The sequence below is a fragment of the Ruegeria sp. THAF33 genome, from assembly GCF_009363615.1.
Lineage (GTDB): Bacteria > Pseudomonadota > Alphaproteobacteria > Rhodobacterales > Rhodobacteraceae > Ruegeria.
Window position 1 is genome coordinate 929,726 of the sequence record NZ_CP045384.1, and the last position, 26,795, is coordinate 956,520.

Sequence of the window (26,795 nt, forward strand, 5' to 3'; positions counted from 1 at the left end):
CTTACTCGGCAGCCTCACGCACACCCACGAGGATTTCGCGGATTTCCGCCTCTTTGATATCGTCATGCTCGGCGATGACGACCAGACGCGAACGACGGTCTTCACCGGGTTCCCACGGGCGGTCATACTGGTGCCGTACCCGCGCGCCGACCGCCTGAACCAGCAGGCGCATGGGTTTGCCCTGAACGGCGGCATACCCTTTGACGCGCAGGATGTTCAGTTCATTGGCGAGGCGTTCGATATTGGCGATCAGTTGGGCCGGTTCGGTCTGCTCGGGCAGCTCGACGATGATGCTTTCGAAATCGTCATGCTCGTGATCGTGATGGCCGTCGTGATGCGAGGGTCGGGCGTCCATGTCATCCTCGGCGGCGGCTTCCAGACCCAGCACAACGCGCACGTCCACGGCACCTTCGGCCACTTCGACGACGGGCAGGGGGCGCGGCGCCTCGGCGGCGATGATCTCGCGCGCTTTGGCCACGCCTTCGGGGCCGGCGAGGTCGGGCTTGGTCAGCAGGATGATGTCGGCGCACGAGATCTGATCCTCGAACACCTCGGACAGGGGCGTTTCGTGGTCGATCGAGTCATCGGCCATGCGCTGGGCGTCCACCGCTTCGACATTGGGCGCGAAACGGCCTGCGGCCACAGCCTCGGCATCGGCCAAGGCGATCACGCCGTCAACGGTGATCTTCGAGCGGATGTCAGGCCAGTCGAATGCCTTGAGCAGCGGTTTCGGCAGGGCCAGACCGCTGGTTTCGATCAGGATATGATCCGGGCGCGGCTCCAACGCCATCAGGGCCTCGATGGTGGGAATGAAATCATCTGCCACGGTGCAGCAGATGCAGCCATTGGCCAGTTCCATGATGTTTTCCGCCGGGCAATCAGGAATGGCGCAGGATTTCAGGATGTCGCCATCGACGCCTACATCGCCGAACTCGTTGACCACGACGGCAAGGCGCTTGCCCTGCGGGTTCTGCATCAGGTGACGCACCAAAGTGGTCTTGCCCGAGCCCAGAAAGCCGGTGATCACTGTGACGGGGAGTTTTTCGAGGTTCGACATGTCAGGCTCCAATCGGGGGAATGCGCGAGGCACAGTTCTTGCGAAAATGTTCGGGGCGTTCGCGCCATTTCACCAAACCATCTTCAGTGGCCAGATACTTGGTCGCGCCGTCGACGATGACGTCGACATGATCTGTTTCGTTCAGGTTTTCATACACGAAGGTCCAGCGGCCCGGCCCGCGCAACACGATCGAACAGCCTTGATCGCAGTTTGACAGGCATTCAACGGCTTTCAGGGTGACACCGTCGGGCAGGTCTGCCTGTTCCAGGGCCTTGTGCAACAAAGCGCCCGGGCGTTGCGCGTCATCTTCGACAGGCAGGCCGCGACGGCAGGTGGTACAGACCAGCAACTCGACTGGTGCGGTCTCGGTCATGTCTCTCATCCCCCCAAATCCTCTTCGCGGGGGACGGGGTTTCATGCGGGCCACGATTGGTCATGGACCCGACACCGGAACACCCCGCCCGGTTTCAACTTCGGTTGTTGGCAGGTCTCCCGGCTTGCGGATGCCAGAGGCGGGCCTCTGTCGGATGTCCCGCCTTCCCGGCTTTCGAGCCAGTGGCATTGGGCATCCTCTCCGTTCACGGTCGCGGGGGCGGCTGCGTTTGGCGGCAAGACCGTTGACGCATTCCCTTTTCATCGGCTGTCACCGACACCAACGAAAGGGACATGCGGCACCGCTGGCCTGCTTGTCAAGCGAGTCGCGCGCAACAATTATGCAGAGGCATGGAAAGCGACCTGTGGGCGTCGATGGGCGGCATGGTGTGCCGGGACCCAGCCCGAGATGGGCCGGACGACGAACGGTATCTCAGCAAGGGGCGTAGACTATGGCCAACCGGTGCCTCGACTGAACCTGTCCAGATGATGGGTAAAGACCACCGAACACCCCGGATCCTCTTGCGCTAATAGATGACGTTTATCATGAGCAGCGAGACGACCAGAAACAGCGCCGTCATTATTCCGCCGGAGCGGACGAAATCCATCACCTTGTATCCGGCCGGACCCATGATCAACGCGTTTACCTGATGGGTTGGGATGATGAAGCTGTTCGAGGTCGATATGGCGACCGTCAGGGCAAAGACGGCTGGGTTTCCACCCGCCGCCACCGCAATTGATACCGCCAGAGGCACCAGCAGAACCGTGGCCCCCACGTTGGACATGACCAAAGAAAAGGCCGTCGCCAGAACGGCGATGCCGGTTTGCAGCGACCAGAGCGGCCAGCCGTCCAGAATTATCATGATCTGCTGCGCGATCCACGCGGCCGTGCCTGTGTTCTGCACGGCTTGTCCCAAAGGTATGAGGCAGGCGAGCAGGAATACGGTGTTCCATCCGACCGCGCGGTATGCCTCGTCCACGCTGAGCACACGGGTCAGCATCATGCCCACCGCGCCGGTAAGAAGACAGAGTGAAAGCCGGACATCCGTGAACAGGATCAACGACAGCGAAATGGCGAAGAATGCCAGGGCCCAGCCGACTTTTTGCGGCCGCAGCTCGTCCTGAGGAAAGTCCGTCGTCACGACGACGAAATCCGGATCTCGTTTGATCCGCATCAGGTTGTCCCATCTGGTATGTGCCACAAGCATGTCGCCCGCCTGAAACTTTTCGAGCCCGATCTGAGTGGATTCGTGATCCTCGGTCTCGACATGGCTCAGCGTCTCTTCGCCGCGGTGAATGGCCAGCAGCGACATCCCGTAGGTCTTGCGAAACAAAAGCTCGCGGGGGCATTTGCCGATCAGCTTGCTGTCGGGCGTGATGACCACCTCGGCCACGCCTGCATTGGTTGGGGCGAACTCTTCGACGAAAATGTCCAAATCCGGAAGAACGGTCAGCCCGTATTTCTCGGCGAACTTCTCGACCTCCCAACGGCGGCCGACGATGGCCAGCCGACACGGCGCTGCTATTTCCGCTGTCAAAACCTGAACCATCGAGGTTTTGCCGCGATAGAAGGTGGAAATGATGTACAGGTGGTTTTCGTGGTTGATGTCGGCCAGAATCTCGCCGACCAAGGGGCTGTCCTCGGGCACCACGACTTCGAACACATCGGCTTTGAGGCCATAGACCCTTTGCAGGTATTCCTGTGTCCCTTGTCCGGTACCCGTATTGTCAGGTCCTTCAGCCTCGGGCAAAACCCAGCGTCCCAACAGCAGAAAGTAACCAATTCCCGTCAGGATCAGAACCGCACCGATCGGCGTGACCGAGAACAGGCCGAAGGGCTCCATTTTCTGAGAGGCCGGCAGATTGTCATTTGCCGTCAGGATCAGATCGTTCAGCAGGATAAGAGGAGACGACCCCACCATCGTCATGGTGCCGCCCAAAATGGCGCAGAATCCCATCGGCATGAGCAGGCGCGACAGCGGTATGCCCGACCGTGTGGAAATTCGGCTGACAACCGGCAGAAACAGAGCAGCGGCGCCGACATTCTGCATGAACGAGGATATGACGCCAACGGTGCCGGAAATGATTGGTACAACCCTGCCTTCGGATTTGCCGCCGTATTTGAGGATGACGGCAGCCACCTTGTTCATGATCCCCGTCTTGTCCAGACCGGCCCCGACGATCATGACCGCAATGATCGAGATGACGGCATTGGATGCGAAGCCGTCGAACAGAAGGGTGACATCCGCCAGATTTCCCAGCCCGGGCGCGTAGCTGAGCAAGCCTATGAGAACCAGAACCAATATGGCGGAAAGGTCGATCCTAATGATCTCGGAAACGAACAGAAAAACGGTGAATGCCAGCAGGGTGCAAACGACCCCCATCTCGAAGGTAAAGGCAATGTGTTCCACAATACGTCCAGAACTTTTTCTTTGTTAGAGTCCTAGTTCATCCTTCCCGAGTTGTCATGAAGTTTCGTTTTTTGGCGATGTTGAGACATAAAATTGCTCAAAGGCTGCTGTGTGAGCAATGCTTTCGGGAACCCCGTTTGACGAACGCGTCAGAAAGAAGGATTGGACAAATTGCATGAAGAAGTCAGCACGCTTCGCGCAGGCGCGATGCCGTCCCAACCAGGTCGAAGCAGCACAGGTAATGGCAGGTCAATTCCAGCCATGGACGACAGACAATCCGACAGCTTTGTTTGCAGCACCATTCTGCCGCTGCGTGAACCGCGCAAAGGGCCTGCTTGGCCGTCCCTGATCGCAATCTGACTACAAGAAAGGTCTGTACCCAAATGGCTGGGACCAATGGTTCAGGTCACCAATTCTGATCATTTCAAGATGAAGATGCCCAGGAAGTACGGCGGGTGTTGCCTGAACGCAAGCTGGCGGCATATGTCCAGAATGCTCGCAGTCGGATGGAACAGAACAAGATCACAATACGAAAAATCCAATAGTTGGTTGGATATTGGACCTCGGGGAGGGAAAAAGTACCGCAAGTCAGTGGAGGTACTGGAGGCGAGTACCGGAATCGAACCGGTGTACACGGATTTGCAATCCGCTGCGTCACCACTCCGCCAACTCGCCTTTTCAAGTAAAATCAAATACTTGCCGTGGTGTGCTTGGGGTTTTAGCAGCTTTCCCAAGGGGCGTCCAGAGGATTGCGCGCAATTTTGTCGACGAGATGGAAATTTGCCGAAGCCCGCAACCGCAAACGCACAGGCGCGGGGGGTTGCGTCAACAGGGCCGTTGCTGGGCGTTTCAGGATGTGGCAAAAGCCGGGTAACTTTGGGAATGACTCGAGAGATCCTATGACAGATTTCGCTGCCCGGCGCCGCACTATGGTTGATACGCAAATCCGGCCTTCGGATGTTACAAAGTTCCCGATCATTGAGGCGATGTTGAACGTCCCGCGCGAAAACTTCGTGCCTGACGCACAGCGTGAGGCCGCCTATGCCGACAGTGTGATCGAACTGGGCAACGGGCGCTGTATGCTCGAGCCGAGAACGCTTGCTAAAATGCTGGATGCGCTCAACATTTCGAACGACGAGATGATTCTCGATATCGCTCCGGCGACGGGGTATTCCACTGCGGTTGCCGCGCGTATGGCCCAGTTGGTTGTTGGTGTGGAAAGCGACGACTCGCTGGCGTCCGAGGCGCAAAGCCTGTTGGCTGAGGCTGATGTGGACAATGCCATTATCCACGTCGGTCCTTTGGAGCAGGGTGCGGCTGAGCACGGTCCTTACGATGCGATCATGGTGCAGGGCGGTGTTGAACGGATTCCCGACGCGCTGTTGGATCAGCTCAAGGAACATGGCCGGATTGCATGCCTGTTTGTTGAAGGCAATCTTGGAACTGTGCGGATCGGTCGAAAGGCCGGAGGCCGGGTCAGCTGGCGGGATGCGTTCAACGCCAGTGCGCCGATACTAGAGAGCTTTTCGGCGGAGTGTGCATTTTCGCTATAGTTCGCCGATAGATTCTGCTGGCGCCTTGATTAGTTGAAAAGAAGACCGCAAACTGCCTTCAGGGCAGTGTAATTTCGTTTGAGAGGATTTCGGTATGCGTGGTTCAGCGACAGGCAAGCTGGTCAGGGCATTCGCAGTGACCGCAGGACTTGCCATCAGCGTTATGCCAGGGCGTCCGGCGTGGGCTGACAACATAACAGACGCCTTCATCGGCGCGTATAATACAAGCGGCTTGCTGGAGCAGAACCGGGCGCTGCTGCGCGCGGCAGATGAAGATGTGGCGATCGCGCTTTCCGCATTGCGACCGATCATCAACTGGACTGTACAGGTCAGCCAGGATTATACCCGGTCCCGGACCAACAATGTGGTCACAACGACCGAGCCGTCCCGGTTTTTCACCGGTCTGGGGCTAACTCAGCTTCTGTATGATGGTGGCGCTTCGGTTCTGGGCAAGCAATCGGCGCAGGAAACGGTTCTGTCGACCAGACAAACCCTGATCGACATTGAGCAACAGGTGCTCATCCGCGCTGCAAATGCTTATTTGGGCGTGCTGCTACAGGAAGAAACAGTCGCAATTCGCCAGAACAACGTGGATGTTTCGGCGGAAGAGCTTCGCGCATCAAATGATCGCTTCGAGGTTGGCGAAGTAACGCGCACGGACGTGGCGCTTTCAGAGGCGCAGTTGGCAAGTTCTCAAGCTGATCTGGCGGTCGCTCGTGGTGAACTGAGCATTGCGCAGGCTGAATATGTCAATGCGGTCGGCAAGGCGCCGGGGCGGACGGCCGGTCAACCCAGCCTGCCCAATCTGCCACGGAGTGAGGCAGAAGCGATCAGCCTCGCGCAACGCAACCACCCAGCGATTCTGTCGGCGCAGCATCAGGTCCGCGCTTTTGATCTGATTGTCCAGCAGCAGCGGGCCAACCTTGGGCCGAATGTCAGTTTGAACGCGGATGCGGGTGTGCGTGAAAGCTATGACAACAACGACTATGTGAATGACGCGACCGTGTCGCTGGACTTTACACAGCCGATTTACGCCGGTGGCCGGTTGGCCGCGAATGTACGGCGCGCTATGGCAAACCGGGATGCGTCTCGTGCGAATCTTCTGAACGTACAAAAGAATATCACACAGGGCGTTACGGACCGGTATGCAGCGTTCCAGGCAGCCAGTGCCAGCCTCAGGGCATCGACGGAACGGGTTCGCGCATCGCAGGTGGCATTTGATGGCATCAGGGAAGAAGCGACCTTGGGTGCCCGGACCACTTTGGACGTTCTGAATGCTCAGCAGGATTTGCTGGACGCGCAGCTGGCCGAAGTGGCGTCGCGAACGGAACGATCCCGCGCAGCGTATCAGCTGTTGCAGGCGCAGGGCCTTTTGACGGCAGAACGTCTTGGCCTGGCGGTTCAGATCTATGACCCGACTTTGTACTATAATCTGGTCAAGAAAGCCCCCGCGCGTGTCAGCAAACAGAGCAAGGATCTGGATCGAGTCCTCAAAGCGTTGCGTCGGGACTGACCGGCAATACTATTTGTTGTAGGGCTCGGATTGTTTGGCTACACTCGATCCAACGATAGAGCGGTAGAGAACAATGTCTGATAATGTCGTGAAAGCAGGGATCGAAGACGTTCTGTCTTCGGTCAAACGTCTGGTCAGTGAAGACAGTCGCGGTAAATCCTCCTCGGATCAACAGGGTGCAACGCGCAAGCCGGGGCGTTTGGTGCTGACGGACGCGCTGCGCATCAGCAAACCTGCTCAGCCCGAGATCATGCCCGCCAAGCCGTCTCCTGATGTTGCCGACTCGGCCAAGCCGATGCTGCTGCGTGCCTGTGACATCGTCAGGGCAGGTGATCCTGCCAACACTGCGGATGACGCGACCGAGGGGCATTCCGCGGAAACTGGCTCAACCGATGATCCCGCGATCAGCCTGAGTGCCAAGATCGAAGCGCTGGAAGCGGCGATTGCGCAAACCGAGGATCAATGGGAGCCGGATGGCGACAGCGCAGACGCCTATTCCGGCACACCGACGCATTCCCTGCCGTGGAACGTCGAAGAGGAGTTTGCGGCCGCAAGGACCGTCGTTCTGACTGATCAGGAAGATACGGACGATCCTCAGCCCGAGGCCGCTTCGATACAAAACGCAGAGTTCATCCGGGCGGGACGACCGGCTGAATCCGATCGTGCCACTGAAGTCGTTGAAGACGTTTCGACAACGGATTTGGATGAAGAAACATTGCGTGAGCTGATCGCGGAAGTTGTCCGCCAGGAGTTGCAAGGCGCGATGGGCGAGCGGATCACGCGAAACGTGCGCAAAATGGTTCGGCGGGAAATCGCGCGTGCGCTCGCCGCGAAAGATCTGGGATAAGACTCAGCCGCGCTGTGGTGGCTGTGCCAGGCTCAGCATCAGGTCAAGATTCATGTGGCGCTCCAGATGATCGGCCAGATCATCCAGCGCCTGCTCTACTCCGTCTTCGTAGGCAATGTCCGACGTCACGCCCAGCGTTGACAAATAGCGGGCACGAAATGCGTCTGACGAGAAAATTCCGTGCAGATAGCTGCCCTTGACCCGGCCGTTGCTGCTGGCTGCGCCTTCTGGTCTGCCTTCGACCTCAAGCCATGCGCGGGCGCGGTCCGGGCCGTCGGTATGGCCCATGTGGATTTCGTATCCGCTGACCGGTTCTCGGTCTGGCAGGGCATGGGCGGAACGCAGGATGACCTGTTTCTGCCCGCCCATTACGGTTTCGACGTTCAGCAACCCCAATCCATCAACTTTGCCGGGCCGGCCGTCCACGCCATCAGGATCGGAAATGGTCTTGCCCAGCATCTGATAGCCGCCGCACAACCCCAGGACATGTCCACCGCGGCGAACATGTGCATACAGGTCGATATCCCAGCCCTGTGCACGAAAATAGCTCAGATCTCCGATCGTGGATTTGCTGCCGGGAAGCAGAACCAGATCCGCATCGCCGGGCAGGGGACGTCCACCGGGGATGACCTCGACGCTCACGCCGGGCTCAGCAGACAACGGATCGAGATCGTCGAAATTGGCCATACGCTCCAGTTGGGGCACAACGACCTTGCACGCGCCGCCTGTATGGGAACGGATGTCCATCATGTCTTCGGCCGGCAGTTTCCAGGCGTCGTGAAACCAGGGCACAACCCCAAGGCAGGGCCAGCCTGTTCGGGCCGAGATGTCATCACGGCCTTCGTCAAACAGGGACACGTCGCCCTTGAAACGGTTGATGGCAAAACCCCTGATCTGCGCCACGTCGCCTTCGTCCAGAACGGCCTGAGTCCCAACGATCTGCGCAATCACCCCGCCACGATGGATGTCCCCGACCAGAACAACAGGAATGTCCGCTGCTCGGGCAAATCCCATATTGGCGATGTCACCTTTGCGCAGGTTGGTCTCAGCCGGGCTGCCAGCGCCCTCGATCAGAACCAGATCAGCGTCGGCGCAGAGCCTGTCAAAGCTTTCCAGCGCTGCGCCCAGTAGCTTGGATTTGTCCTTGCGATAGTCACCGGCCTTCATCGTGCCAGCGCGCTGCCCCTGAACGATAATCTGCGCGCCGGTATCCGTCTCGGGTTTGAGCAGAATAGGGTTCATGTCCGTGTGCGTTTCCCGCTTTGCCGCACGGGCCTGAAGGGCTTGTGCGCGGCCAATTTCGCCACCGTTTTCGGTGACGGCTGCATTGTTCGACATGTTTTGCGGTTTGAACGGCGCGACCCGAAGGCCCCGGCGCGTGTAGGCGCGCGCCAGCCCCGCCACCAGAACCGATTTTCCGACATTGCTGCCGGTCCCTTGAATCATGATGGCGCGAACCATGCCTTGTCTCCTATAAGTCTGGGCGCAGATGATCTGATTTGAGCCGAAAGGGAAAGCCCCGGATGAATACGCCTGCGCATCTTTTGATCGGGGCTGCCGTGTTCGCCCGGCCGCCGCAAGGACGTATCCTCTGGGCTGCGCTGCTGGGAGCGTTATTGCCGGATCTGTCCCTATACGTGATGGCGGGCGTATCCCTGTTTGTTCTGGGCATCCCCGAGCAGGTGGTCTTCGGGCAGCTTTACTTTTCCCCGGCGTGGCAGACCGTATTCGCCATAGACAATTCCTTTATACTATGGGGGCTGGCATTCCTGCTGGCAGTCTGGAGAGGTTGGCATGTTCTGGCTGTCGGTGCAGCGGCGGGTCTGTTGCATCTTGCGACAGATTTCCTGCTTCATGCGGGCGACGGACGGCCACAGTTCTGGCCCATCAGCGACTGGGTGTTCCACAGCCCTGTCAGCTATTGGGACAGCGACCATCATGCTTCGTGGGTGGCTCCGGTGTCAGCCTTTGTCTGTCTGGCCGCATATGTTCTGCTTTGGCAGCGTGGATTGCCGGTTTGGGGCAAAGCCCTGTTCGCAACCATGCTGGCGGCTGAATTCTGGGTGGTGCGGCAATGGTTGTTGTTCTTTTGAGCCATTGGCTTCATACCTGACGATCAGGCATAGAAAAACGCGCTCTGATAGGCAGAGCGCGTTTGTTCAATCCAAATCTACCTTGGTTCAGGCAGCTTCGGCCTGCTGAGCAGCGTTGCGGCGTTCGCTTTCTTCACGCGACAGTGCAACCGAGGTGCGGACACCGCGTCCAACGAATTCCATCAATCCGCTTACAACCCGTTCGTTCGGGTCAATTCCTGCGCAGGACAGAACTTCGCGCCCATCGCGCGAACGCGCCCAGCGGGCGATTTGTTCGGGGCCATTGCCGTATTTCTTGTCATCGGCGATAGCATCATCAAGCGCAGCCAGGACAACGGCCGCGAAAAGTTTGCGCGCACGATTGCCTTGCTCATTGTTAAAGGCAGTGCCGTCAACGAAATCTCTCATCTCGTCTTCCTTGTTGTTCTTGCTCTTGCATTTTCGGCGTGAGGGTCCTTATGACCGATTAGGTGCGATTCGGATACAGCTAAAATGCATAGTTGCGTTGCGTCACTTGCATGGCTCGCTGCACCCGCAGCACTAGGTGTCGTTGTCTTGTCAGGTGTGATCCCGCCAGATATAGGGACCGCAACTGATGCATCAACCGTTTGTGAAGGATTTATGTAATGCCCAAGATAAATGGGAACGAAATTCGCCCCGGCAATGTGCTTGAGCATAACGGTGGCCTGTGGGCAGCGGTCAAGGTCGACCATGTTAAGCCGGGCAAAGGCGGGGCTTTTGCACAGGTAGAACTGCGCAACCTGCGCAATGGCTCGAAATTGAACGAACGCTTCCGCTCGGCGGACAAGGTCGAACGCGTGCGTCTGGAGCAAAAGGATCAGCAATTCCTGTATGAATCCGACGGAATGCTGGTGTTCATGGATTCAGAAACCTACGAACAGATTGAATTACCAGCAGAATTACTGGGTGACCGCCGTCCGTTTCTGCAAGATGGCATGACCATTGTTGTCGAATTCTACGAAAGCGAGGCGCTGAACGCGACGTTGCCGCAGAAAGTGACCTGCAAGATCGTCGAGACCGAACCGGTGGTAAAAGGTCAAACGGCGGCGAACTCTTTCAAGCCCGCGGTGCTGGACAATGGCGTGAAAGTCATGGTTCCCCCCTTCATCGGCCAGGACGAAATGATCGTCGTGAACACGGAAACGATGGAATATTCCGAACGCGCGTGACGTTTCGTCACGTTACGCATCAGACCGCGCAGGCGCCCGCCGCGCGGTCTTTTTTTATGCGTTGGGTCGATAGCGATAGCGGGTTGGATCCGGGCCGAACAATTCCAGCATCAATTCGTACTTGATACGATTGGCGCTGACCTGACGATAGAATGCGATCAGAAAGGCAGTGGGTCCCTGAATGCGGCTGAGCCCACTGGTGGCGGCCACCACGGTGCCCACATCCGTTTTGCCCTGCAAGACCAGATATCCCCCCAGCATCAGGATGCCGACGGTGCCGGCCCCGTTGATCACGCTCAGCAGGAACTTTGCCGAAAGTTTCCACAGGAACATCCGCCGCCGCGTGTCGTAAATGTCATCGAACATGATGTTGATATCCCGCTCAACGGCTTCGATATCCTCGGTCGTCAGTCGGTCGGTGGCACCGCGCAGAATGCGAACCCGTTCCGCCACGAAAGTGTTCACTTTGCGCTGCGAGACCAGAACGATGATGATTTGCGGCACGATCATTGACAACGCAATCAACCCCAGACCTGGTTGCGTGGACGAGATATAGCCGATGACGCTGATCAGCGTTCCAATCTGAACGACCGGATCCGAAAAGGCTCCACCGGCAAACTTGCCCAACTCTTCGGCTTCGGCCGAAATGGCGGTGGTCATGGTGCCTTTGCGCAGGCCTTCGTCTGAATCCTTCAGGTCGGTCGAACGCCAAAGCAGGCGTTGGCGGATCAGCCGGATCATGTCTTCGCCCAAGGTTCCGGCGCGATAGCCCAGTACCCATTTCAGGGCGAGGCTCAGCAGGATGACGGCCATCATGCCGATGCCCAGTTGGATCAGTTTTTCAGTCCCGACATCGTCGGATGTCAGGTGGTTGACGATGTCGCGCTGAAACTCAAGCGGCACGGCGGCAAGGCCCGCAATTGCGACGGACAGCATGATGAGGATGATCTGCCGCCCCGCACTGGCGCGCCAGATCGCGGAATAAAGTCGAAACATGCGGGTATCCGGTTCGTCCTGTTTGCCTGCACTTTGGCAGTGCAGGACAACGGGTTCAAACTTTTCGATACAAGCTGATGCGCGGGTCGTGCCGATTTGGCAACAAGGTGGGCTCAGTCCTCCAGGCGCACTGTGGCGTCTCCGGCCTGCATCTCAGGGCCTGCACGATCAAATCGCAGATACGCGATCCCGTTTCCGCCGGCCTGTGTGTACAATGTTCCGACAGGTTTGCCATTTGCACTGACCTCGGTCCCCACCGGGGCCGAGCCCTGGACAACGACGCGTCGCAGACCTTTGCGCAATTCGGTTTTGTGCTTCATGCGTGCGGTCACTTCCTGCCCGACATAACATCCTTTTTTGAAATCCACGCCATTCAGCGCTTCGAAGCCGGATTCCAGGATGTAACTGTCCGGGGTCAGTTCAATGCCTGACTCGGGAATGCAGTGCCGGACGCGCAGTGCATCCCAGTCGGTTCCATCATCGCCCTCGGGTTCGGGGGAGTAGTTGCGCCAGCCCATGTCCGGGTGGCGGGGATCGGGCAGGGCGGTTTCCGGCGCAGCCTTGGTGCCGCGTTGCAGGTTCAGATCGGTTCCCTCGATCGTCACATCCGCACGCAACTTGTACATCGTCAGACGTTTGACCAGATCATCCGCAAGGTGTTCGGCCACGTCCAGAAGAACTCTGTCGTCATTTCGTTTCAGGAAGAAATCCGCCAGGTACTTTCCCTGCGGAGTAAGCAGAGCGGCGTAGACCAACCCGTTGTCCAACCCCTTAATGTCGTTGGTAATCAGATCCTGCAAAAAGCTTTCGGTATCCGAGCCGGACAGGCGCAGTATGCGGCGGGTGGGCATGGCTTGGTCCTCGTCATTTCCTCAGGCCTCGTGATATAGGAAGTTCCGATGCCAAGACCAGAGGTTATCAGACGTGCCCGCGCCTATTACCGTCGTAATCCCGACCCTCAACGCCGCCGATGCTTTGCCCGAATGTCTTGGGGCTTTGATGGAAGGGGTGCATGCCGGGTTGATCCGGGAATTGATCATCAGCGATGCCTGCTCAACCGATCACACGCCGGATATTGCGGAAGAGGCCGGTGCGACGGTCGTGACCGGCCCGCCATCCCGAGGCGGCCAGTTGCGCCGAGGGTGCGCGCAGGCCAAAGGGGATTGGCTGCTGATTCTTCATGCGGATACAGTGCTGCAAAAGGGGTGGAGCGAGACCGTCAGCGCCCACCTGCCTTCAGCCAAACCTGCTGCGTTTCAACTGGCGTTCCGCGCGCGCGGGATCGCGCCGGCCTGGGTGGCTGGCTGGGCCAATCTGCGCAGCAGGATGCTGGGCTTGCCCTACGGAGATCAGGGATTGCTGGTTCCGCGTCACACCTATCAAGCGGCAGGCGGGTTTCCCGACCAGCCGTTGATGGAAGATGTGGCTTTGGTGCGCGCGTTGCCAAAGGTAACTGTTCTGAACACACGCGCCTTTACGAGTGCGGAGCGGTATGAGCGGGCGGGGTGGATTCGGCGCGGTGCTCGGAACCTGTGGACTCTTCTGCGTTACTTTTTGGGGGCTGACCCGCAAGCTTTGGCGCAGACGTATCGTCGCTGAGCGTGGTGCGCAGCTCGACCACGGATTTCCCCAGCCGAAATGGTGCTGCAAAACTGACAAGGCATAGGGCCACGATTTGCAGGACAAGAATATGAGCATTGTCCTGTAGGTATTCCCATTCTTCTTTCAGCTTCCCGACCTGCGCGATCAGGTCATCGTAGCTCTGCGCAAGTATCAGGTAGTCGCCCGCAATCGCGGGAACCTTGCGACGCATGTTGTCAATGGCGGTCTGTGTGTTTTCGTCCAGTGATGTGAAGACTAGGAACTGGTCGATGTCAAAGGCATCGGCCTTGGCGGCCATGTCACGTATTTCCTCCTTTTCGTCCTTGGACTGACCCCCAACCAAGAAGTGAAGCCCCTGTAGGGGGGCCACTTCGTTCGTGACCGCGATGAACAGGGGCAGTTCCGAGTTGCTGGCGGTCGAAGCTGAAAGGAACTCAACCTTTTCGCATAATACGGCGGTATCCGGATCATAGGCCGGATCACAGAACCGCAGGCGGAACCGGGCCGCATCCCTGTCAAATGCCAGCGTCGCGGCATAGGCCACGTCGATCTGTCGGTCCAGTCGCGAGCTGTCCGAGGTGTAAAGCCCGGCCAAAACAGCCACCAATGCCCCGATGCCACCCAGCACAACCCATACCAGATCAGCCAGTTTCCACGCCCGGTGCCCTGCCGGTTTGCGAAACAGAAAGGCAGTGCCGATAGAGCCGATGACAAAGAACAGGATCAGCAGCGGCAATTGATTGTCGGTCACAAAACTCATGCGTCCAATCTTAGGACCTGTGCTTCGACCTGCAACAGGGATCACGGGCAGTTGTAACGTCTTACCATATCCCCATACTGTAGGCAGCGCAGGGGGGACTTCGATGACCAAAGAAATCGTTCTTATCCACGGAGCATTTGCCGGACCTTGGTGCATGCAGGATTACGCGGCCTTCTTTCGGGACCGAGGTTGGACGGTTCACGTTCCTGCCCTGCGTTACCATGACGGTGATCCGAAAGCGGACCCCGACCCGGGTCTGACTGATGCCAGTGTCATGGACTACACCAATGACATCGCCGATTTTGTACAGGGACTGGACCACAAACCTGTCATTTTGGGGCATGCCATTGCTGGGGTGGTGGCGCAACAAGTGGCGTCTCGTGGTTTGTCCAGCGCCATCGTTCTGATCAATCCAAATGCGCCTTGGGGCACCTTGCCCGAGACCGATGATGAACGGGCTGTACCGCGCACCTTGATGGAAGGCGGCCCATTCTGGAAGCAGCCGATGCGGGTCGGGTTCGATTTGATGGCCCCATTCGCCTTGAACAAGATGGATGAGTCGCAGCAACACGCTGTATTCGATCAATTGGGCGCGGAAAGCGGGCGCGTGATGTTTGAAATGTTCTTTTGGATGTTCGATGACCATCATGCAATCAAGGTTGATTTCGACAAGGTTGACTGCCCTGTTCTGGTGGTCTCGGGTGCCGAAGACAGGGCTGTTAACCCCGATACCTGCCGCGCACTGGCAACGCGCTATGGGGATCGCGGAACCTTTTTGCTGGTCAAAGATCATGCGCATTTCCTGTTCATGGAGCCGGGTTGGGAAGGGCCGGCCTCGAAGATCGAGAAATGGCTGACAACCCAGGTGATCTGAAACGGGCTTGACAACGATCCACCCTTTGCAGACATGGCGCCAATTGAATGGGGCAGTTGACCCTTTTGGCGCGAAATCTCTGCGGGAAAGGTCCGGACATGACCCTGTTCGTTGTCCTTATTATTCTTTCGGCTGCTTTGCTGCACGCGGTGTGGAATGCAATCGTGAAGACAGCGGCGGATCGAACCACCATGCTGGGTTTGGTCGCTTTGGGTCAAGTGCTGCCTGGGGCACTCATGGTGATGCTGCTGCCACTGCCAAACCCTGAGAGCTTTGTTTACATCCTGCTCTCGACCGTTGTGCATTTCGGCTATTACTTCATGCTGGGCAAAGCCTATCAGCATGGTGATCTGAGCGTGGTATACCCCATCGCCCGTGGAATTGTCCCGGCGCTGGTTTCGCTTTGGGCAATGGCCTTGGTCGGAGAAGTGCTGCCTTTTCAGGCCTGGACCGGTATCGCCCTGATTGCCCTGGGTATCCAGCTGAGCAGTTGGAAAGCTCTGCGCTCGGGCGTTGGGCGCAGCGCACTGATGTTTGCGCTGGGTACCGGGTTCTGCATTTCGGTCTATTCGGTCGTTGACGGGATCGGTGTTCGGCTGTCGGGTAACACGCTCAGCTATTGGGCGTGGGGTGCGTTTCTGCACCTGTTCATTGCCGGATTTGTCGGGGTGCGGAAACGTGCGACCCTGAAAGACCTGCCAGCCAAAGTGTGGAGGATCGGCATTCTTGGCGGGCTGGTATCGATGACAGCTTATGGTCTGGTACTGTACGCCAAGAATTTTGCACCGCTGGGCGCGGTTTCGGCGCTGCGGGAAACTTCGGTCATCTTTGCCGCACTGATCGGGTTCGTATTCCTCAAGGAAGGCAACTGGGCGCGACGGTTGGGTGCCGCGGTGCTCATGGCCGTGGGTGTCGCCCTGATCGGAATGGCAGTCTGATCCGGCTAAAAAGCCCTGGGCGACAGTGATATTTCTGGCTTAGCGGCCGACCTGAAACGTGCTTTGTGGCTTCCAGTGCATGGTGCCCTTGTCGCTGCTTACACATCGCAGCAGGCGTTCCTCGCGCGTGTTGATCGTGTCAGTCACGGTGTTGTCGCCAAAGATCACGATGAAGGAATCCGGTGAATAAGCCAGCCCCTTGTAATAGCAAAACCGTGTTTCCGCCCCGTCCGGGATCGGAGATGCCAGGCTAAGCGTCTGTTGCGCCGGGGCCTGGGTCGCCAGCATGGCAAAGGCCAGCCCATAGGTCAGTGTTTTCATGTCGTCCTCTCGTCCTGCAAATCGGTTGTCGATCAAAAAGGGTTTGGACGCCCGGACCTCAATCATGGTTTCTTGTTTCAGCAAGTTTGAACGAGATCAACGGGTTAGGCAACGAAAATCCTACACGCGCAGCGACAAGCCAAGGGGGCGATTTTTACGGTCGGTCACTTCTGTGGTAACATGGCTGCATTGTTTAAGGAGAATTGAGAGATGTTCAGACCCTCTGTGCAAGCGATTATGGACGTCATGTCCCAAAAGGGTTTTGTGGTTTTCGACACCCCAACTGTCGATTGGAACCTGAACATAGTGGGCATTCGCGCCCACCCGGTTTCACCCAAGAAATTCGATGATGTCATGACGGTGTTCCACCGGTTTCTAGGCGTTTGGGATATAGCGTATTACCCGATGACGGCCGATCCCAGCGATCATTACCTGAAAAACCCGATAAACCCGGATGGGACGGCCATTCTGGCGCCCGGGCAATATCGGTCCTGCTACAAGATCGATATTCATAAACGAGGCCGGCCCGGAGGCCACAAGGCGCTGTGTCAAAGGCTGGGAACCGTTGCCGTGTTTCGGGACAACAACAGGGATGGAAACCTGAACCTTGTTAATCCTCAAAGCGGGATGTTCGGCATAAATCTGCACAAGGGGCCAAACAACGGTGACGATGACACTGCGAATACGATCTATTCCGCCGGGTGTCAGGTATTCGCCGATCAGCGTCACTTTGCCGAGTTTCTGCTGAAATGCGAAGCCGGGCGCGACGCGTTTGGCAACAAGTTCACCTATACGCTGCTGGATCAGGCAGATTTCGAATAAGGCGATGCCTTGCAAAGGTTCTGCAAGCGCCGGGGCAGGACAGGGGCTGGGGGCGTGCCCGGATCTTAAACCGGGCCTTGGCCCTAGGTCTCGACTTCGGCCTGAAGGTCTCGGAAATACCGGATGGTTGCGTGCAGCCCTTCTTTCAGTTGCACTTTGGGTTCCCAGCCCAGCAGGGTCCGCGCCAGTGTGATATCTGGCTGACGCTGCTTCGGGTCATCCTCTGGCAACTCCTTGAAACTGACAGGGGTCTCGGCCCCCACAAGGGCCTGCACTTCGCGGGCCAGTTCGTTCATCGAGAATTCGTTGGGATTGCCTAGATTGACCGGGCCGGTCACGTCCGCGCCGGTCTCCATCAGCCGGATGAACCCTTCGATCAAATCATCCACGTAACAGAAAGACCGGGTCTGCGTACCGTCGCCAAAGATCGTGATCGGCTCGCCGGTCAGGGCCTGCATGATAAAGTTCGACACGACGCGCCCATCTGCGGGGTGCATTCTGGGCCCGTAGGTGTTGAAGATGCGAGCGACCTTGATCTCCAACCCCATCTGCCGGTGATAGTCGAAGAACAAGGTCTCGGCGCAGCGCTTGCCTTCGTCATAGCAGGATCGCGGGCCAACCGGGTTGACGTTGCCCCAATAATCTTCGGTCTGCGGATGGATGGTCGGGTCGCCATAGACCTCGGAGGTCGAGGCCTGAAAGATTTTGCATTTCAGCCGCTTCGCCAGCCCCAGCATGTTGATCGCGCCATGCACGCTGGTCTTGGTCGTCTGCACCGGGTCGTGCTGATAATGCACGGGCGAGGCGGGGCAGGCGAGGTTATAGATCTCGTCGACCTCCACAAACAGCGGGAAGGTCACGTCGTGGCGCATGAACTCGAACCGCGGGTTGTTGTGCAGATGGTCAATGTTGCGCTTGGTGCCGGTGAACAGGTTGTCGACGCACAAAACCTCGTGCCCCTGATCCAGAAGCCGGTCGCAGAGGTGCGAGCCCAGAAACCCAGCCCCACCGGTTACGAGAACACGTTTTCGACTGTCATAAAGGCGGGCCATTGCAAATCCTTAATCGTTAAATCCAAGCCAGCTTGTCACAGGGACGCCGGGTCTTGGTTTGATTAGTAAACCGAAGATGTTTGAATTGCAGTAGATTTTGGTTTTTTGAGGGCGCGTGTGGTGTTGGTGTGTCCCAAGTTCACCTAACATGTGAAGCGGGGCTATATGCCAGCAAGGCCCAAGATTCATAGCGAAGTAGAAGAAGTAGAGTAGGTGCCTTCAAATCGCTCGACAAAAGAAACACTATGGGTGCAAGTACCCATCTTACGCTTACCAAAGTACTTATTTTCCCTTCTCATTTGGAGGAAGCTCAGGTTTCAATTTCTCAATCACGCTTTCTATGTCACCTACTCGTTTGCCCGAAAGGTATCCTTTCCCAACTTTGTAAATACTAGAAAACGCAACCCAAGCGCAGACGAAAAGGCAACCGACAAAGAAACTCTGGATATTGTCCGCAGGGATCCCCCATATTGGATTAAAGCTGGAGGTTACCAAGGCAGCTAGAATCGAAACCCCAATCCCGACCGGTGCCCAAAGCGATCTTTGTTCACTTACGCATTCTTTGTGTTCGGTAAGAACCAGTCTTAATCTGTCGACAGTAACGTAGATCAATTCTTGACCTGTGTTGTCGAATGTTTTGTCAACAGGAACGGAAGTAGGAGTGACGTTTATCTGGTCAGTCATTTTTGTTTTCCTCCAGCATCAGCTGAAGAGTGACGTCGTTAACACTACCGATTGTTTTGTTCGAGCATAGAAAGAGAATTCTCTGACCAGTTTTCGTTACGCCCAACTCAAGTGGTTCAGTAGTTGCGGTCCCTAAGCTGTTGTTCCAATTGATCAATTCTATAGTGGGAACGCCGTCTATTCTGTCAACTTTCAAACGTTGTTCTCGATTGTTCGAATGGTTCGAAAACTTAACTGCAATTTCTAAGTTCGCGAAGTCGTTTTTTATCGAAAACAATGCAACTTCGTCGTTTGGTGTAAGTAGAGACCCAGCAAAGATTACCGTGTTCTTTCCAACCTTCATTTGGTTTTTATTCCTTCGAATACCTAAACATCCAACTCCTCAACAAACCGCGCGTTCTCCTGAATATATTGGAACCGCAGTTCGGGTTTTTTGCCCATCAGGCGCTCGACCAGATCGCCGGTCTCGCCGGGTTCGTCCTCGTCGATGGTGACCCGGATCAATTTCCGGGATTTGGGGTCCATCGTGGTCTCTTTCAGGTCCTTGGCGTCCATTTCGCCCAAACCCTTGAAGCGGGACACGTCGATCTTACCCTTGCCGCCCAGACCTTTCTCAAGCCATTCGTCGCGCTCGGCCTCGTCCAGACAATAGACGCGCTTGGCTCCTTGGGTCAGGCGGTACAGAGGCGGGCAGGCCAGATACAAATGGCCCGCGTCGATCATCGGCCGCATCTGGGTGAAGAAGAACGTCATCAGCAAGGACGCGATATGCGCCCCGTCCACATCCGCGTCGGTCATGATAATGACCTTGTCATAGCGCAGGTCGTCGACGTTGAACTTGGTGCCAAGGCCGACACCCAGCGCCTGGGTCAGATCGTTAATTTCGGCATTGGTGCCCAGTTTCGAACTGGCCGCGCCCAGCACGTTCAAGATCTTGCCGCGCAGGGGCAGCAGGGCTTGTGTTTTGCGATCGCGACCCATTTTCGCAGACCCGCCCGCAGAATCGCCCTCGACGATGAATAATTCCGTGCCGTCCCGTGTTGAACTACTACAGTCCACCAGCTTGCCGGGGAGACGAAGTTTCTTAGTGGCGGACTTGCGTTGTGTTTCCTTCTCGGCCCGTCGGCGCAGGCGTTCTTCGGCCCGCAGGATCAGGAAGTCGAGGATCGCGCCGGCGGATTTCGTATCGGCGGCCAGCCAGTTGTCGAAATGGTCGCGCACCGCGTTTTCGACCAGCCGCTGCGCCTCGACCGTGGCAAGGCGGTCTTTGGTCTGGCCGACGAATTCCGGCTCGCGGATGAAGCAGGACACCAGTGCGCAGCCCCCTGCAATCAGGTCTTCCCGCGTGATCTGGGCGGCTTTCTTGTTGTTGATCAACTCGCCATAAGCCTTGATCCCCTTGAGGATCGCGGCCCAGAACCCGGCCACATGGGTGCCGCCCTCGGGCGTCGGCACGGTGTTGCAGTAGGATTGGATGAACCCATCGCGTGAGGGCGTCCAGTTGATCGCCCATTCGACCTTGCCGGGGGTTCCGAATTTCTCCTGAAAGTCCACGGTTCCGGCAAAGGGCTGCTCGGCATAGGTCGATGAGCCATTCATCGTCTCTTTCAGGTAGTCCGACAGCCCGCCCGGGAAGTGGAAGGTGGCCTCAGTGGGCGTCTCGCCGTCATCGATGGCGGATTTCCAGCGGATTTCGACGCCCGAAAACAGGTAGGCCTTGGACCGGATGGATTTGAACAGGCGGGCGGGTTTGAACCGGTGGTGGCCAAAGATCTGGTCGTCAGCGTGGAAGGTGACTGTGGTGCCGCGCCGGTTGGGGGCGGCGCCGACCTTTTCCACTGGGCCCAAGGGGACACCGCGCGAGAAACGTTGTTCATAAAGTTGCTTGTCGCGGGCCACCTGAACGACCATCGAATCCGAAAGCGCGTTCACCACCGAGGCGCCCACGCCGTGCAGACCACCCGAGGTCTGATACGCTTTGCCCGAGAATTTGCCGCCCGCGTGCAGGGTGCACAGGATCACCTCGAGCGCGGATTTGTCCGGGAACTTCGGGTGCGGGTCGATCGGAATGCCGCGCCCGTTGTCGCGCACGGTCAGGGCGTAATCGGCGTGCAGTTCCACCTCGATCCGGTTGGCATGGCCTGCCACTGCCTCGTCCATCGAGTTGTCGAGGATCTCGGCCACCATATGGTGCAGAGCGCGCTCATCCGTGCCGCCGATATACATGCCGGGTCGCTTGCGGACCGGTTCCAAACCTTCGAGCACCTCGATCGAGGAGGCGTCATAAGTTGTGGTCGCTTCTGGCGTCAACAGATCGTCGGGCATGGGTGCTGCTCTTGTTTTTGAGTTTCCCCCATTATGGCAGGTGATGTGGTCCGGGGGAAGAGGGGCGCGAGGTGTTGTGGACGGATTGAAGGCGTGGGGCCGCGGGATGCTTGCACAATGTGGCGGCGTCCCGATTGGCGGTTTTGCTTGAAACCACCACCCCTCGCCGTGGCGCGGGAAGGTCCCGCACTGCCGTTGTCGACAGTTGGTCAGGGTCTGTATTCCGGGCTGCATTTCTCGCGACAAACCCGTCCGATAAAACCAGCGACGCGACAATTCCCACTACGCGGTCGGGTTGAAGTCAGCCTTGCGGCCTCTCCGGCTCATTGACGGAATCGCTTTAAAAATATATCGTGAAGGAAGACTCCCAAAGTATCTATCTATCAGTTCCAAGCGTTCAAGAGTTACGTTTATTTCGTAATTGGAAGGCTGCTATGGCTACGTTTCAGGACGTTCAAGCAGCAGTGCATGATATTGCTGCCCGTTTGAATGTCACCCCAGAGCTTGCTCGTGCTGCGCTGATTAACCCCGTGTTGGCGCTTGAGGAGCTTGGGTTCGATTTGGACCTGTCTGGCCGACTTGAGCTGGAGGACAGAGCGCGGTTTTCCAAGAAACAGATCGTTGTACGCAAAAGTTTGCGTAAAAAGATTTTCGCCGCGTCCGGGCATGAATTTGACCCCGGGCAGGAACACGATCTTGCTGTGGTACTTTTCGACGAGTTGAAGCTGGTCGATGAGGCTTCGAAACGCCCTGACCTGTCTCCCTTGTCCTTGCCGATGCGAAAAGTGCGCTATTCCACCTCCAAAGTGAAGGTGGCCAGGGTCAAGGCATCGGAAATCGCGCGTCGATTTCCCGGGAAAGCCAAAGGCAAATCCGTCGCCGGGATCGATCCAAGTTTGATCGAGCCCGTGAAGATTCCCGACCCGCTGGAAGCACTGGGCAAGGCGCACAAAATCATCGCTCCGTTACTTGCCTACCGGCAACTTGATGCATCGACACCGCGTTTTGCGACCGAGGCGCTGTATCGTGCCGTGCGAACCGGGAAACGTAGGCTAGTCAATATCACGCCCCGCGCCGTTTTTACCGGCACTGCTTGAAGACACCCGGGCGCGATTCCCTCGCGCCGTCACACCGAGGACGTCAGGATGGCAAATACAAGAGGATATCAAGTTGTCGTCGAAGCCTCGGAAGAGGTCCTGCGAAAGGTCATTCGGGGGGCGTGGAAGTCCGCGGAATGCGACGATGATCTCGGCGATGAAGGCCGCATTCCCGAATTCATGGATGTTCCCGCAGGTGAAACCTTTGGCGGTTTTGTTGTAGCTGACGGGTCGGTTCAGATTCCCGAAGACCAGTTGGACGCCAGCTTGCGCCCGGACATCACCGGTGCCGAAATTCAACTTGGTGTCCTGATCCAGATCGAAATCGAAAACCCCCCGGTTCCATCGGCGCAAATGCTGACGATGACGGCCGATCTTGCTGCGGCTGCGCCGATTGGTCTAATTCCCGGGCGTCAGGATGTGGGATGGCTGTTGGATGGCCTGCCTCGCAACCAGGTATCCGCCACGCTGACCAGCGGCGATCCGATTGCGTCCAATATCGAGTTGTTCGCAAGTGAATTCGTGGACAAAGCCTATGAGAACGGTGGACCCGGCGGACCGATCGATCCGGCCTTTCCCTCCATCCCCCATGTCATCGATGAGACCGAGCTGCAATTTGCCTTGGGAGCGTTGACGACTGATGTCCATGCGGAAATCTTCAACGACGCCTCGGACGCGGCGCACGATATTGAAACCACCGTGTCAGGCGGTGACATAACAATTTCGTTGCCGGTCTATCTGCGTATGTTCAACATTGTCGTTGGGCCGACGGTGCAGCTTTTTTTCAATCCGCAGGACCCCATGGGGATCGAAACGCGGATCAACATCACGGCACCTTTCAGTCGGGTCGGTTCGGAATTCCGAACGGATTTGAACGCGGCCACCGTTACCGTGGACGCGATCACCCCCGCCGGTCCGGAATATGGGCCAGAGGGTGACAATTACATCGACAACCGTGATCAACTGGCGGCGATCCCGTTGGTCGCGATTGACCTCGACGCCCAGATTTCCAGCGAACTGGTGTCGCGGGGGCAGGAATTGGCCAGTGGGCTGGGCGAGATTTCAATTGCGGCCCCGACAGTAGCCGAGATCGAAGAATTCATCGGCGACTTTTTTCATCAGGATCTTGAGGCCCGCGATTTCGTTTACATCTGGGGACCAGAGGCAACGGACGAAGAATTTGAAGTCGACAGCATCACCGTCGGCGTGACAAACGAGTTTCTGGCGATCGCCTTGAACGATGATGGCGGCGGTGACGTAGGCGGGCTTGCCAATTTCATTCCTGCTGACAGGGATTTTGCAATTGCCATCAGCGCGACCCAGGTCGAAGCTTCGATAGAAACGGCGCGCATCGAAGCCGAATTGTCGGATGACGACCTTCCAAAGACCTTTACACCTGACGGGCGCGAAGTCCGGCTGACCGATTTGGACGTCAGCCTCAGGGCGGGGGCGATCAGAATATCGGGCAAGGTGACGGTCGTAGACGCGATCCTGGGCAGCATTGATGTGGATGCCGACTTTTTTAATGATGTCGGATTGCGCTGGCAGCCGAATGGTTCGCTGGGCCCAACCGGTGGACAGCAAATGGATCACTTTGAAATCGACAGCGATGTCGATCCCGAAGAATCCGTGCTGCTTTGGGTGCTGACGGCAATCGCCGCGATATTGTCATTCGGCGCTTTCGGAATTCTGGGCGCATTGGTCGTTGTGATCGTGGCCCTTGTCGTCCGGGGAATTGCCGAAAGCATGGGCAGTGAAATCCTGTCAGATGAAGTTACGAATACGGTCACGGGTATCACCGGCTGGCCGGAGAACCTTGCCAGGATCGGGCGGGTCGAAGCGGTATTCTCGGACCCCATCGTGATTGATACCGACGGTCTTGAAATTGCCGGAGACTTCACTGTCATAAGCAGTTGCGAAGCCACGGATGTCGTCCCGGCGGATTCGGGCGGGGCACGGTCGGGTGCGGCCGCATCGGCCATGTCGCTTGCGGCTGCGAATGAACATCCTGACGCGGGGTACGAGTGGTTGCCGGGTGACGGAACACCGGCCGCGGTCTTGCCCTCGATTCAGCATGTCTATGCTGCAAGCGGTGTCTACACCGCAAAACATGCGCTGACGATCAACCAGCCGGGCGGAGCGCGCAGTCGCAGTTTCTCGCTTGTTACCGTCGAAAATGTGCCGCCGACAGTGGATGCCGGCCCTGATCTGACGGTGCAGGAGGGTGAAGAGGTCACTCTGGTCGCACGGTTCCGAGATGTCGAATACCCCGACACCCACGAGTCCATGTGGTATTTCGGTGATCACCACGCGCCCAAACCCGGCGTGATTTCTGAAACCAATGCTCCTCCTGCGGCGACAGGCACGTCGACCGTGACCCATGCCTGGTGCGACAATGGCGAATACACCGTCACGGTGCGTATTCGCGACGTCAACGGCGGCGAGGCCATCGACACCCTGCGTGTCACCGTTACCAATGTTCCGCCCGAGGTCGAAGCTGGCCCTGACCTTTATGCATATGTCTGCACACCGATTACGCTTGTCGCCGATTTCCGGGATCCCGGCTGGTGCGACACGCATACGGCCAAGTGGGATTTCGGCGATTGCAGTGAACCCCGCACCGCCCTGATCGAGGAAACGAACGAACCACCGGCAGCCGAAGGCACGGCGGCCGCCTCGCATATCTATGAAAAGTGTGGTGACTTCCGGGCCATCTGTACCGTCATGGATGACGATGGCGCCTTTGGTCAGGACGACCTGACCGTCCGGGTCGTGCATTTGCTGAACCCCGGTTTCGAAGATGGTTTCCGTTCGCTTCCAGCGGGCAATGTCGGTCGGTTCTGGACACCCTATGCATGGCTGACCGACTTGGCAGCCTTTCACGCCGGAAAGGGAAATCCCGTTCCGCAATTGGCCCCGATCCCTGCCGATGCCTTTGACTGCGAAGGTTGCATCGTCCGGACCGGGGACAGGTCCCAACGGGTCATCGCACAGCGCGGCCTTCGTGTCGGGCTGTGGCAATCGCTGGGTTCGAACCCGGGATGGGACTATGAATTCTCGTGTTGGTTCGCGAAGGAGGCCGGCGACGCAGGCGGCTATGCTTTGGGGTTGGATCCGCGCGGTGGTGATGATCCGCGGGCGCCCTGGGTGGAATGGTGGACCGGCGATCTGGACGGTGCCTGGCGGCAATTGCGGGGCCGCGTGACGGCGGAAGCCGAAGCCGTGACGGTATTTCTGGAGTTCAGCGGAGATGATCCGCGCAACGATGCGCTTGGCTACATTGATGATTGCGCTTTCATCGCGATTCAGCCGCATTGTCCGGAGCAGCCGAAGCCCGATCCGGAAATTCCCCCGCGTGAACGTTGCATTGATTTTCGCGGCCAGAAACTGCCTTCCCGCCATCCGGTATTGAACGTCGGCGGTGTGCGGTTCCTGCCGACCAAGGGCACCCTTCTTCAGATCATTGGCGGGTTCCAGCCGCAAGGCACACCCAAACTGTTGCTTTCCATCGCCGGTGTCTTTGCCCATCTGCCGGTCGTTGCTGACTGGGCCCGCCTCAAGCTGAGCTTTGCTGGCGGAAAGCCCATAACGATCATCGCACTTGATGCGGCGGGCAATGTCCTGACGACCCAGACAGGAACGCAGCAGCAGGGGGTACAGGTCATCGAGGTTCAGGCAAGCGGTATGGTGACCCTCGCCATGCGTGCGCAGGAAGCAGCGTTGATCGAACTGTGTTTCCGGCCGGAACACCTGCGCAGTACGCCTTCGGCAGAGCCTGAACCGGGGCCCGGCATTGTCGTGAACCCGCGCTTCGACCGTGCCGTCGCACCGGCCATGTTCAGTGCAGAGACGACCACGGAGGACAGAACCTTGACCGAAACCAACAGCCCCCATCCGTTCGGCCTGTCCGAGGCGGCTTGGGGCAAGCTGGACACGCAGCTGCAATCGGAATTGGCGAAGGCCGCAACAGACGGCGATGATGGGAACTCGGTGCAGGTCATATTGCGCTTGGCGCCAGACACAGAAGGCAATGCGCCCTCTTTCAGGCGCGCCGAAACGAAGGCCCGCGAAGATTATTTCCGCCGACGCACACGGCCCTTGTTCGGTACCCTGGAAAACCTGGGCGGTGTCGGGATTACCGAACTGTGGCTGATAGACAGTGTTGCCGTTGAACTTTCGCCCGGGGCCATCGCGACAATGGCCAACGATCCTTCCGTCGTGATGATCACCCATTCCACCAAACGTCAGGCCATTCCTGAAAACCCCACAAGACCATGATCTAAAGGAG

Annotated in this window: 25 protein-coding genes, 1 tRNA gene, 1 pseudogene and 1 riboswitch; of the genes and pseudogenes, 13 read left to right on the top strand and 14 right to left on the bottom strand. The window is 57.7% G+C overall.

Translation table 11 applies throughout. From position 1 onward, the window contains the following. Position 1 precedes the first annotated feature (1 nt). Positions 2-1,057, bottom strand: a complete 1,056-nt coding sequence (gene cobW / locus FIU92_RS04730) for a cobalamin biosynthesis protein CobW (RefSeq protein ID WP_152457463.1) — start codon at positions 1,055-1,057, stop codon at positions 2-4. 1 nt (position 1,058) lies between these two features. Continuing rightward, on the bottom strand, positions 1,059-1,430 hold the full coding sequence (locus FIU92_RS04735; RefSeq protein WP_152457464.1) for a DUF1636 domain-containing protein: 372 nt from the start codon (positions 1,428-1,430) through the stop codon (positions 1,059-1,061). 91 nt (positions 1,431-1,521) lie between these two features. Then, positions 1,522-1,729: riboswitch (cobalamin riboswitch) on the bottom strand. A 51-nt stretch (positions 1,730-1,780) separates the two neighbouring features. Here FIU92_RS04735 and FIU92_RS22720 point away from each other — a divergent pair. Further along, entirely contained in the window at positions 1,781-1,960 is a 180-nt protein-coding gene (locus tag FIU92_RS22720; RefSeq protein WP_171231960.1) for a hypothetical protein, read from the top strand. Here FIU92_RS22720 and FIU92_RS04740 read toward each other — a convergent pair. Further along, the gene (locus tag FIU92_RS04740; RefSeq protein ID WP_152459837.1) at positions 1,957-3,813 is read right to left on the bottom strand and encodes an SLC13 family permease; all 1,857 of its coding nucleotides are present in this window, start codon (positions 3,811-3,813) and stop codon (positions 1,957-1,959) included. The genes FIU92_RS22720 and FIU92_RS04740 overlap by 4 nt on opposite strands. A gap of 202 nt (positions 3,814-4,015) precedes the next feature. Here FIU92_RS04740 and FIU92_RS22725 point away from each other — a divergent pair, with 202 nt between their 5' ends. Then, positions 4,016-4,189 (top strand): hypothetical protein, encoded by a 174-nt coding sequence (locus FIU92_RS22725; protein WP_172978467.1) that lies wholly within the window; start codon positions 4,016-4,018, stop codon positions 4,187-4,189. 252 nt (positions 4,190-4,441) lie between these two features. Here the strand turns inward: FIU92_RS22725 and FIU92_RS04745 are convergent. Continuing rightward, positions 4,442-4,515: transfer RNA gene (locus FIU92_RS04745), tRNA-Cys, on the bottom strand. Positions 4,516-4,739: 224 nt separating this feature from the next. Here FIU92_RS04745 and FIU92_RS04750 point away from each other — a divergent pair. From FIU92_RS04750 to FIU92_RS04760, 3 genes are all read left to right on the top strand, one after another. Next, positions 4,740-5,393 (top strand): protein-L-isoaspartate O-methyltransferase, encoded by a 654-nt coding sequence (locus tag FIU92_RS04750; protein WP_152457465.1) that lies wholly within the window; start codon positions 4,740-4,742, stop codon positions 5,391-5,393. Positions 5,394-5,487: 94 nt separating this feature from the next. Next, the gene (locus tag FIU92_RS04755) at positions 5,488-6,906 is read left to right on the top strand and encodes a TolC family outer membrane protein (protein ID WP_152457466.1); all 1,419 of its coding nucleotides are present in this window, start codon (positions 5,488-5,490) and stop codon (positions 6,904-6,906) included. A 73-nt stretch (positions 6,907-6,979) separates the two neighbouring features. After that, positions 6,980-7,753, top strand: coding sequence for a hypothetical protein (locus FIU92_RS04760; RefSeq protein WP_152457467.1), 774 nt, complete (start codon positions 6,980-6,982; stop codon positions 7,751-7,753). A gap of 3 nt (positions 7,754-7,756) precedes the next feature. Here the strand turns inward: FIU92_RS04760 and FIU92_RS04765 are convergent, their stop codons facing one another. Continuing rightward, a complete protein-coding gene (locus FIU92_RS04765) occupies positions 7,757-9,214 on the bottom strand; it encodes a cobyric acid synthase (protein ID WP_152457468.1) in 1,458 nt (485 codons plus the stop codon). 62 nt (positions 9,215-9,276) lie between these two features. Here FIU92_RS04765 and FIU92_RS04770 point away from each other — a divergent pair, with 62 nt between their 5' ends. After that, positions 9,277-9,846 carry a cobalamin biosynthesis protein CobQ gene (locus FIU92_RS04770; protein WP_152457469.1) on the top strand — a complete coding sequence of 190 codons (570 nt, stop codon included), beginning with the start codon at positions 9,277-9,279 and terminating at the stop codon, positions 9,844-9,846. An 87-nt stretch (positions 9,847-9,933) separates the two neighbouring features. Here FIU92_RS04770 and FIU92_RS04775 read toward each other — a convergent pair whose 3' ends face one another. Continuing rightward, positions 9,934-10,254: a DUF6280 family protein gene (locus FIU92_RS04775; RefSeq protein WP_037310273.1), complete on the bottom strand. Its 321-nt coding sequence runs from the start codon at positions 10,252-10,254 to the stop codon at positions 9,934-9,936. A 218-nt stretch (positions 10,255-10,472) separates the two neighbouring features. On the opposite strand from FIU92_RS04775, the gene efp reads away from it, so the two are divergent. Beyond that, a complete protein-coding gene (efp, locus tag FIU92_RS04780) occupies positions 10,473-11,036 on the top strand; it encodes an elongation factor P (protein ID WP_152457470.1) in 564 nt (187 codons plus the stop codon). 54 nt (positions 11,037-11,090) lie between these two features. Here the strand turns inward: efp and FIU92_RS04785 are convergent, their stop codons facing one another. Continuing rightward, a complete protein-coding gene (locus FIU92_RS04785; protein ID WP_152457471.1) occupies positions 11,091-12,032 on the bottom strand; it encodes an ABC transporter transmembrane domain-containing protein in 942 nt (313 codons plus the stop codon). 113 nt (positions 12,033-12,145) lie between these two features. Further along, positions 12,146-12,883 (bottom strand): folate-binding protein YgfZ, encoded by a 738-nt coding sequence (locus FIU92_RS04790; RefSeq protein WP_152457472.1) that lies wholly within the window; start codon positions 12,881-12,883, stop codon positions 12,146-12,148. A 73-nt stretch (positions 12,884-12,956) separates the two neighbouring features. Here FIU92_RS04790 and FIU92_RS04795 point away from each other — a divergent pair, with 73 nt between their 5' ends. Then, the gene (locus FIU92_RS04795) at positions 12,957-13,631 is read left to right on the top strand and encodes a TIGR04283 family arsenosugar biosynthesis glycosyltransferase (RefSeq protein ID WP_152457473.1); all 675 of its coding nucleotides are present in this window, start codon (positions 12,957-12,959) and stop codon (positions 13,629-13,631) included. A 7-nt stretch (positions 13,632-13,638) separates the two neighbouring features. Here the strand turns inward: FIU92_RS04795 and FIU92_RS04800 are convergent. Beyond that, positions 13,639-14,394 (bottom strand): annotated as a pseudogene (locus tag FIU92_RS04800) (hypothetical protein); the annotation flags it as partial. 103 nt (positions 14,395-14,497) lie between these two features. On the opposite strand from FIU92_RS04800, the gene FIU92_RS04805 reads away from it, so the two are divergent. After that, a complete protein-coding gene (locus FIU92_RS04805) occupies positions 14,498-15,268 on the top strand; it encodes an alpha/beta hydrolase (RefSeq protein ID WP_152457474.1) in 771 nt (256 codons plus the stop codon). Positions 15,269-15,366: 98 nt separating this feature from the next. After that, complete coding sequence (locus FIU92_RS04810; RefSeq protein ID WP_152457475.1) at positions 15,367-16,206, top strand: DMT family transporter; 840 nt, start codon at positions 15,367-15,369, stop codon at positions 16,204-16,206. A gap of 39 nt (positions 16,207-16,245) precedes the next feature. Here the strand turns inward: FIU92_RS04810 and FIU92_RS04815 are convergent, their stop codons facing one another. Further along, a complete protein-coding gene (locus FIU92_RS04815) occupies positions 16,246-16,527 on the bottom strand; it encodes a hypothetical protein (protein ID WP_152457476.1) in 282 nt (93 codons plus the stop codon). Positions 16,528-16,737: 210 nt separating this feature from the next. Between FIU92_RS04815 and FIU92_RS04820 the strand changes: the two genes are divergently transcribed. After that, positions 16,738-17,349 carry a hypothetical protein gene (locus FIU92_RS04820; protein WP_152457477.1) on the top strand — a complete coding sequence of 204 codons (612 nt, stop codon included), beginning with the start codon at positions 16,738-16,740 and terminating at the stop codon, positions 17,347-17,349. Between the two features lie 83 nt (positions 17,350-17,432). Here the strand turns inward: FIU92_RS04820 and FIU92_RS04825 are convergent, their stop codons facing one another. The 4 genes from FIU92_RS04825 to parE form a co-directional block, all read right to left on the bottom strand. Continuing rightward, positions 17,433-18,401: a UDP-glucuronic acid decarboxylase family protein gene (locus FIU92_RS04825; RefSeq protein WP_152457478.1), complete on the bottom strand. Its 969-nt coding sequence runs from the start codon at positions 18,399-18,401 to the stop codon at positions 17,433-17,435. A gap of 282 nt (positions 18,402-18,683) precedes the next feature. After that, positions 18,684-19,085, bottom strand: coding sequence for a hypothetical protein (locus FIU92_RS04830; RefSeq protein ID WP_152457479.1), 402 nt, complete (start codon positions 19,083-19,085; stop codon positions 18,684-18,686). Continuing rightward, on the bottom strand, positions 19,078-19,428 hold the full coding sequence (locus FIU92_RS23180) for a DUF6864 domain-containing function (protein ID WP_371419732.1): 351 nt from the start codon (positions 19,426-19,428) through the stop codon (positions 19,078-19,080). Before FIU92_RS23180 ends, FIU92_RS04830 begins: the two co-directional genes overlap by 8 nt. A 23-nt stretch (positions 19,429-19,451) precedes the next feature. After that, on the bottom strand, positions 19,452-21,410 hold the full coding sequence (parE, locus tag FIU92_RS04835; protein WP_152457480.1) for a DNA topoisomerase IV subunit B: 1,959 nt from the start codon (positions 21,408-21,410) through the stop codon (positions 19,452-19,454). 353 nt (positions 21,411-21,763) lie between these two features. Here parE and FIU92_RS04840 point away from each other — a divergent pair, with 353 nt between their 5' ends. Together FIU92_RS04840 and FIU92_RS04845 are read left to right on the top strand one after the other, a co-directional pair. Then, positions 21,764-22,507 (top strand): hypothetical protein, encoded by a 744-nt coding sequence (locus FIU92_RS04840; RefSeq protein WP_152457481.1) that lies wholly within the window; start codon positions 21,764-21,766, stop codon positions 22,505-22,507. A gap of 48 nt (positions 22,508-22,555) precedes the next feature. Further along, entirely contained in the window at positions 22,556-26,785 is a 4,230-nt protein-coding gene (locus FIU92_RS04845) for a PKD domain-containing protein (protein WP_152457482.1), read from the top strand. Positions 26,786-26,795 lie beyond the last annotated feature (10 nt).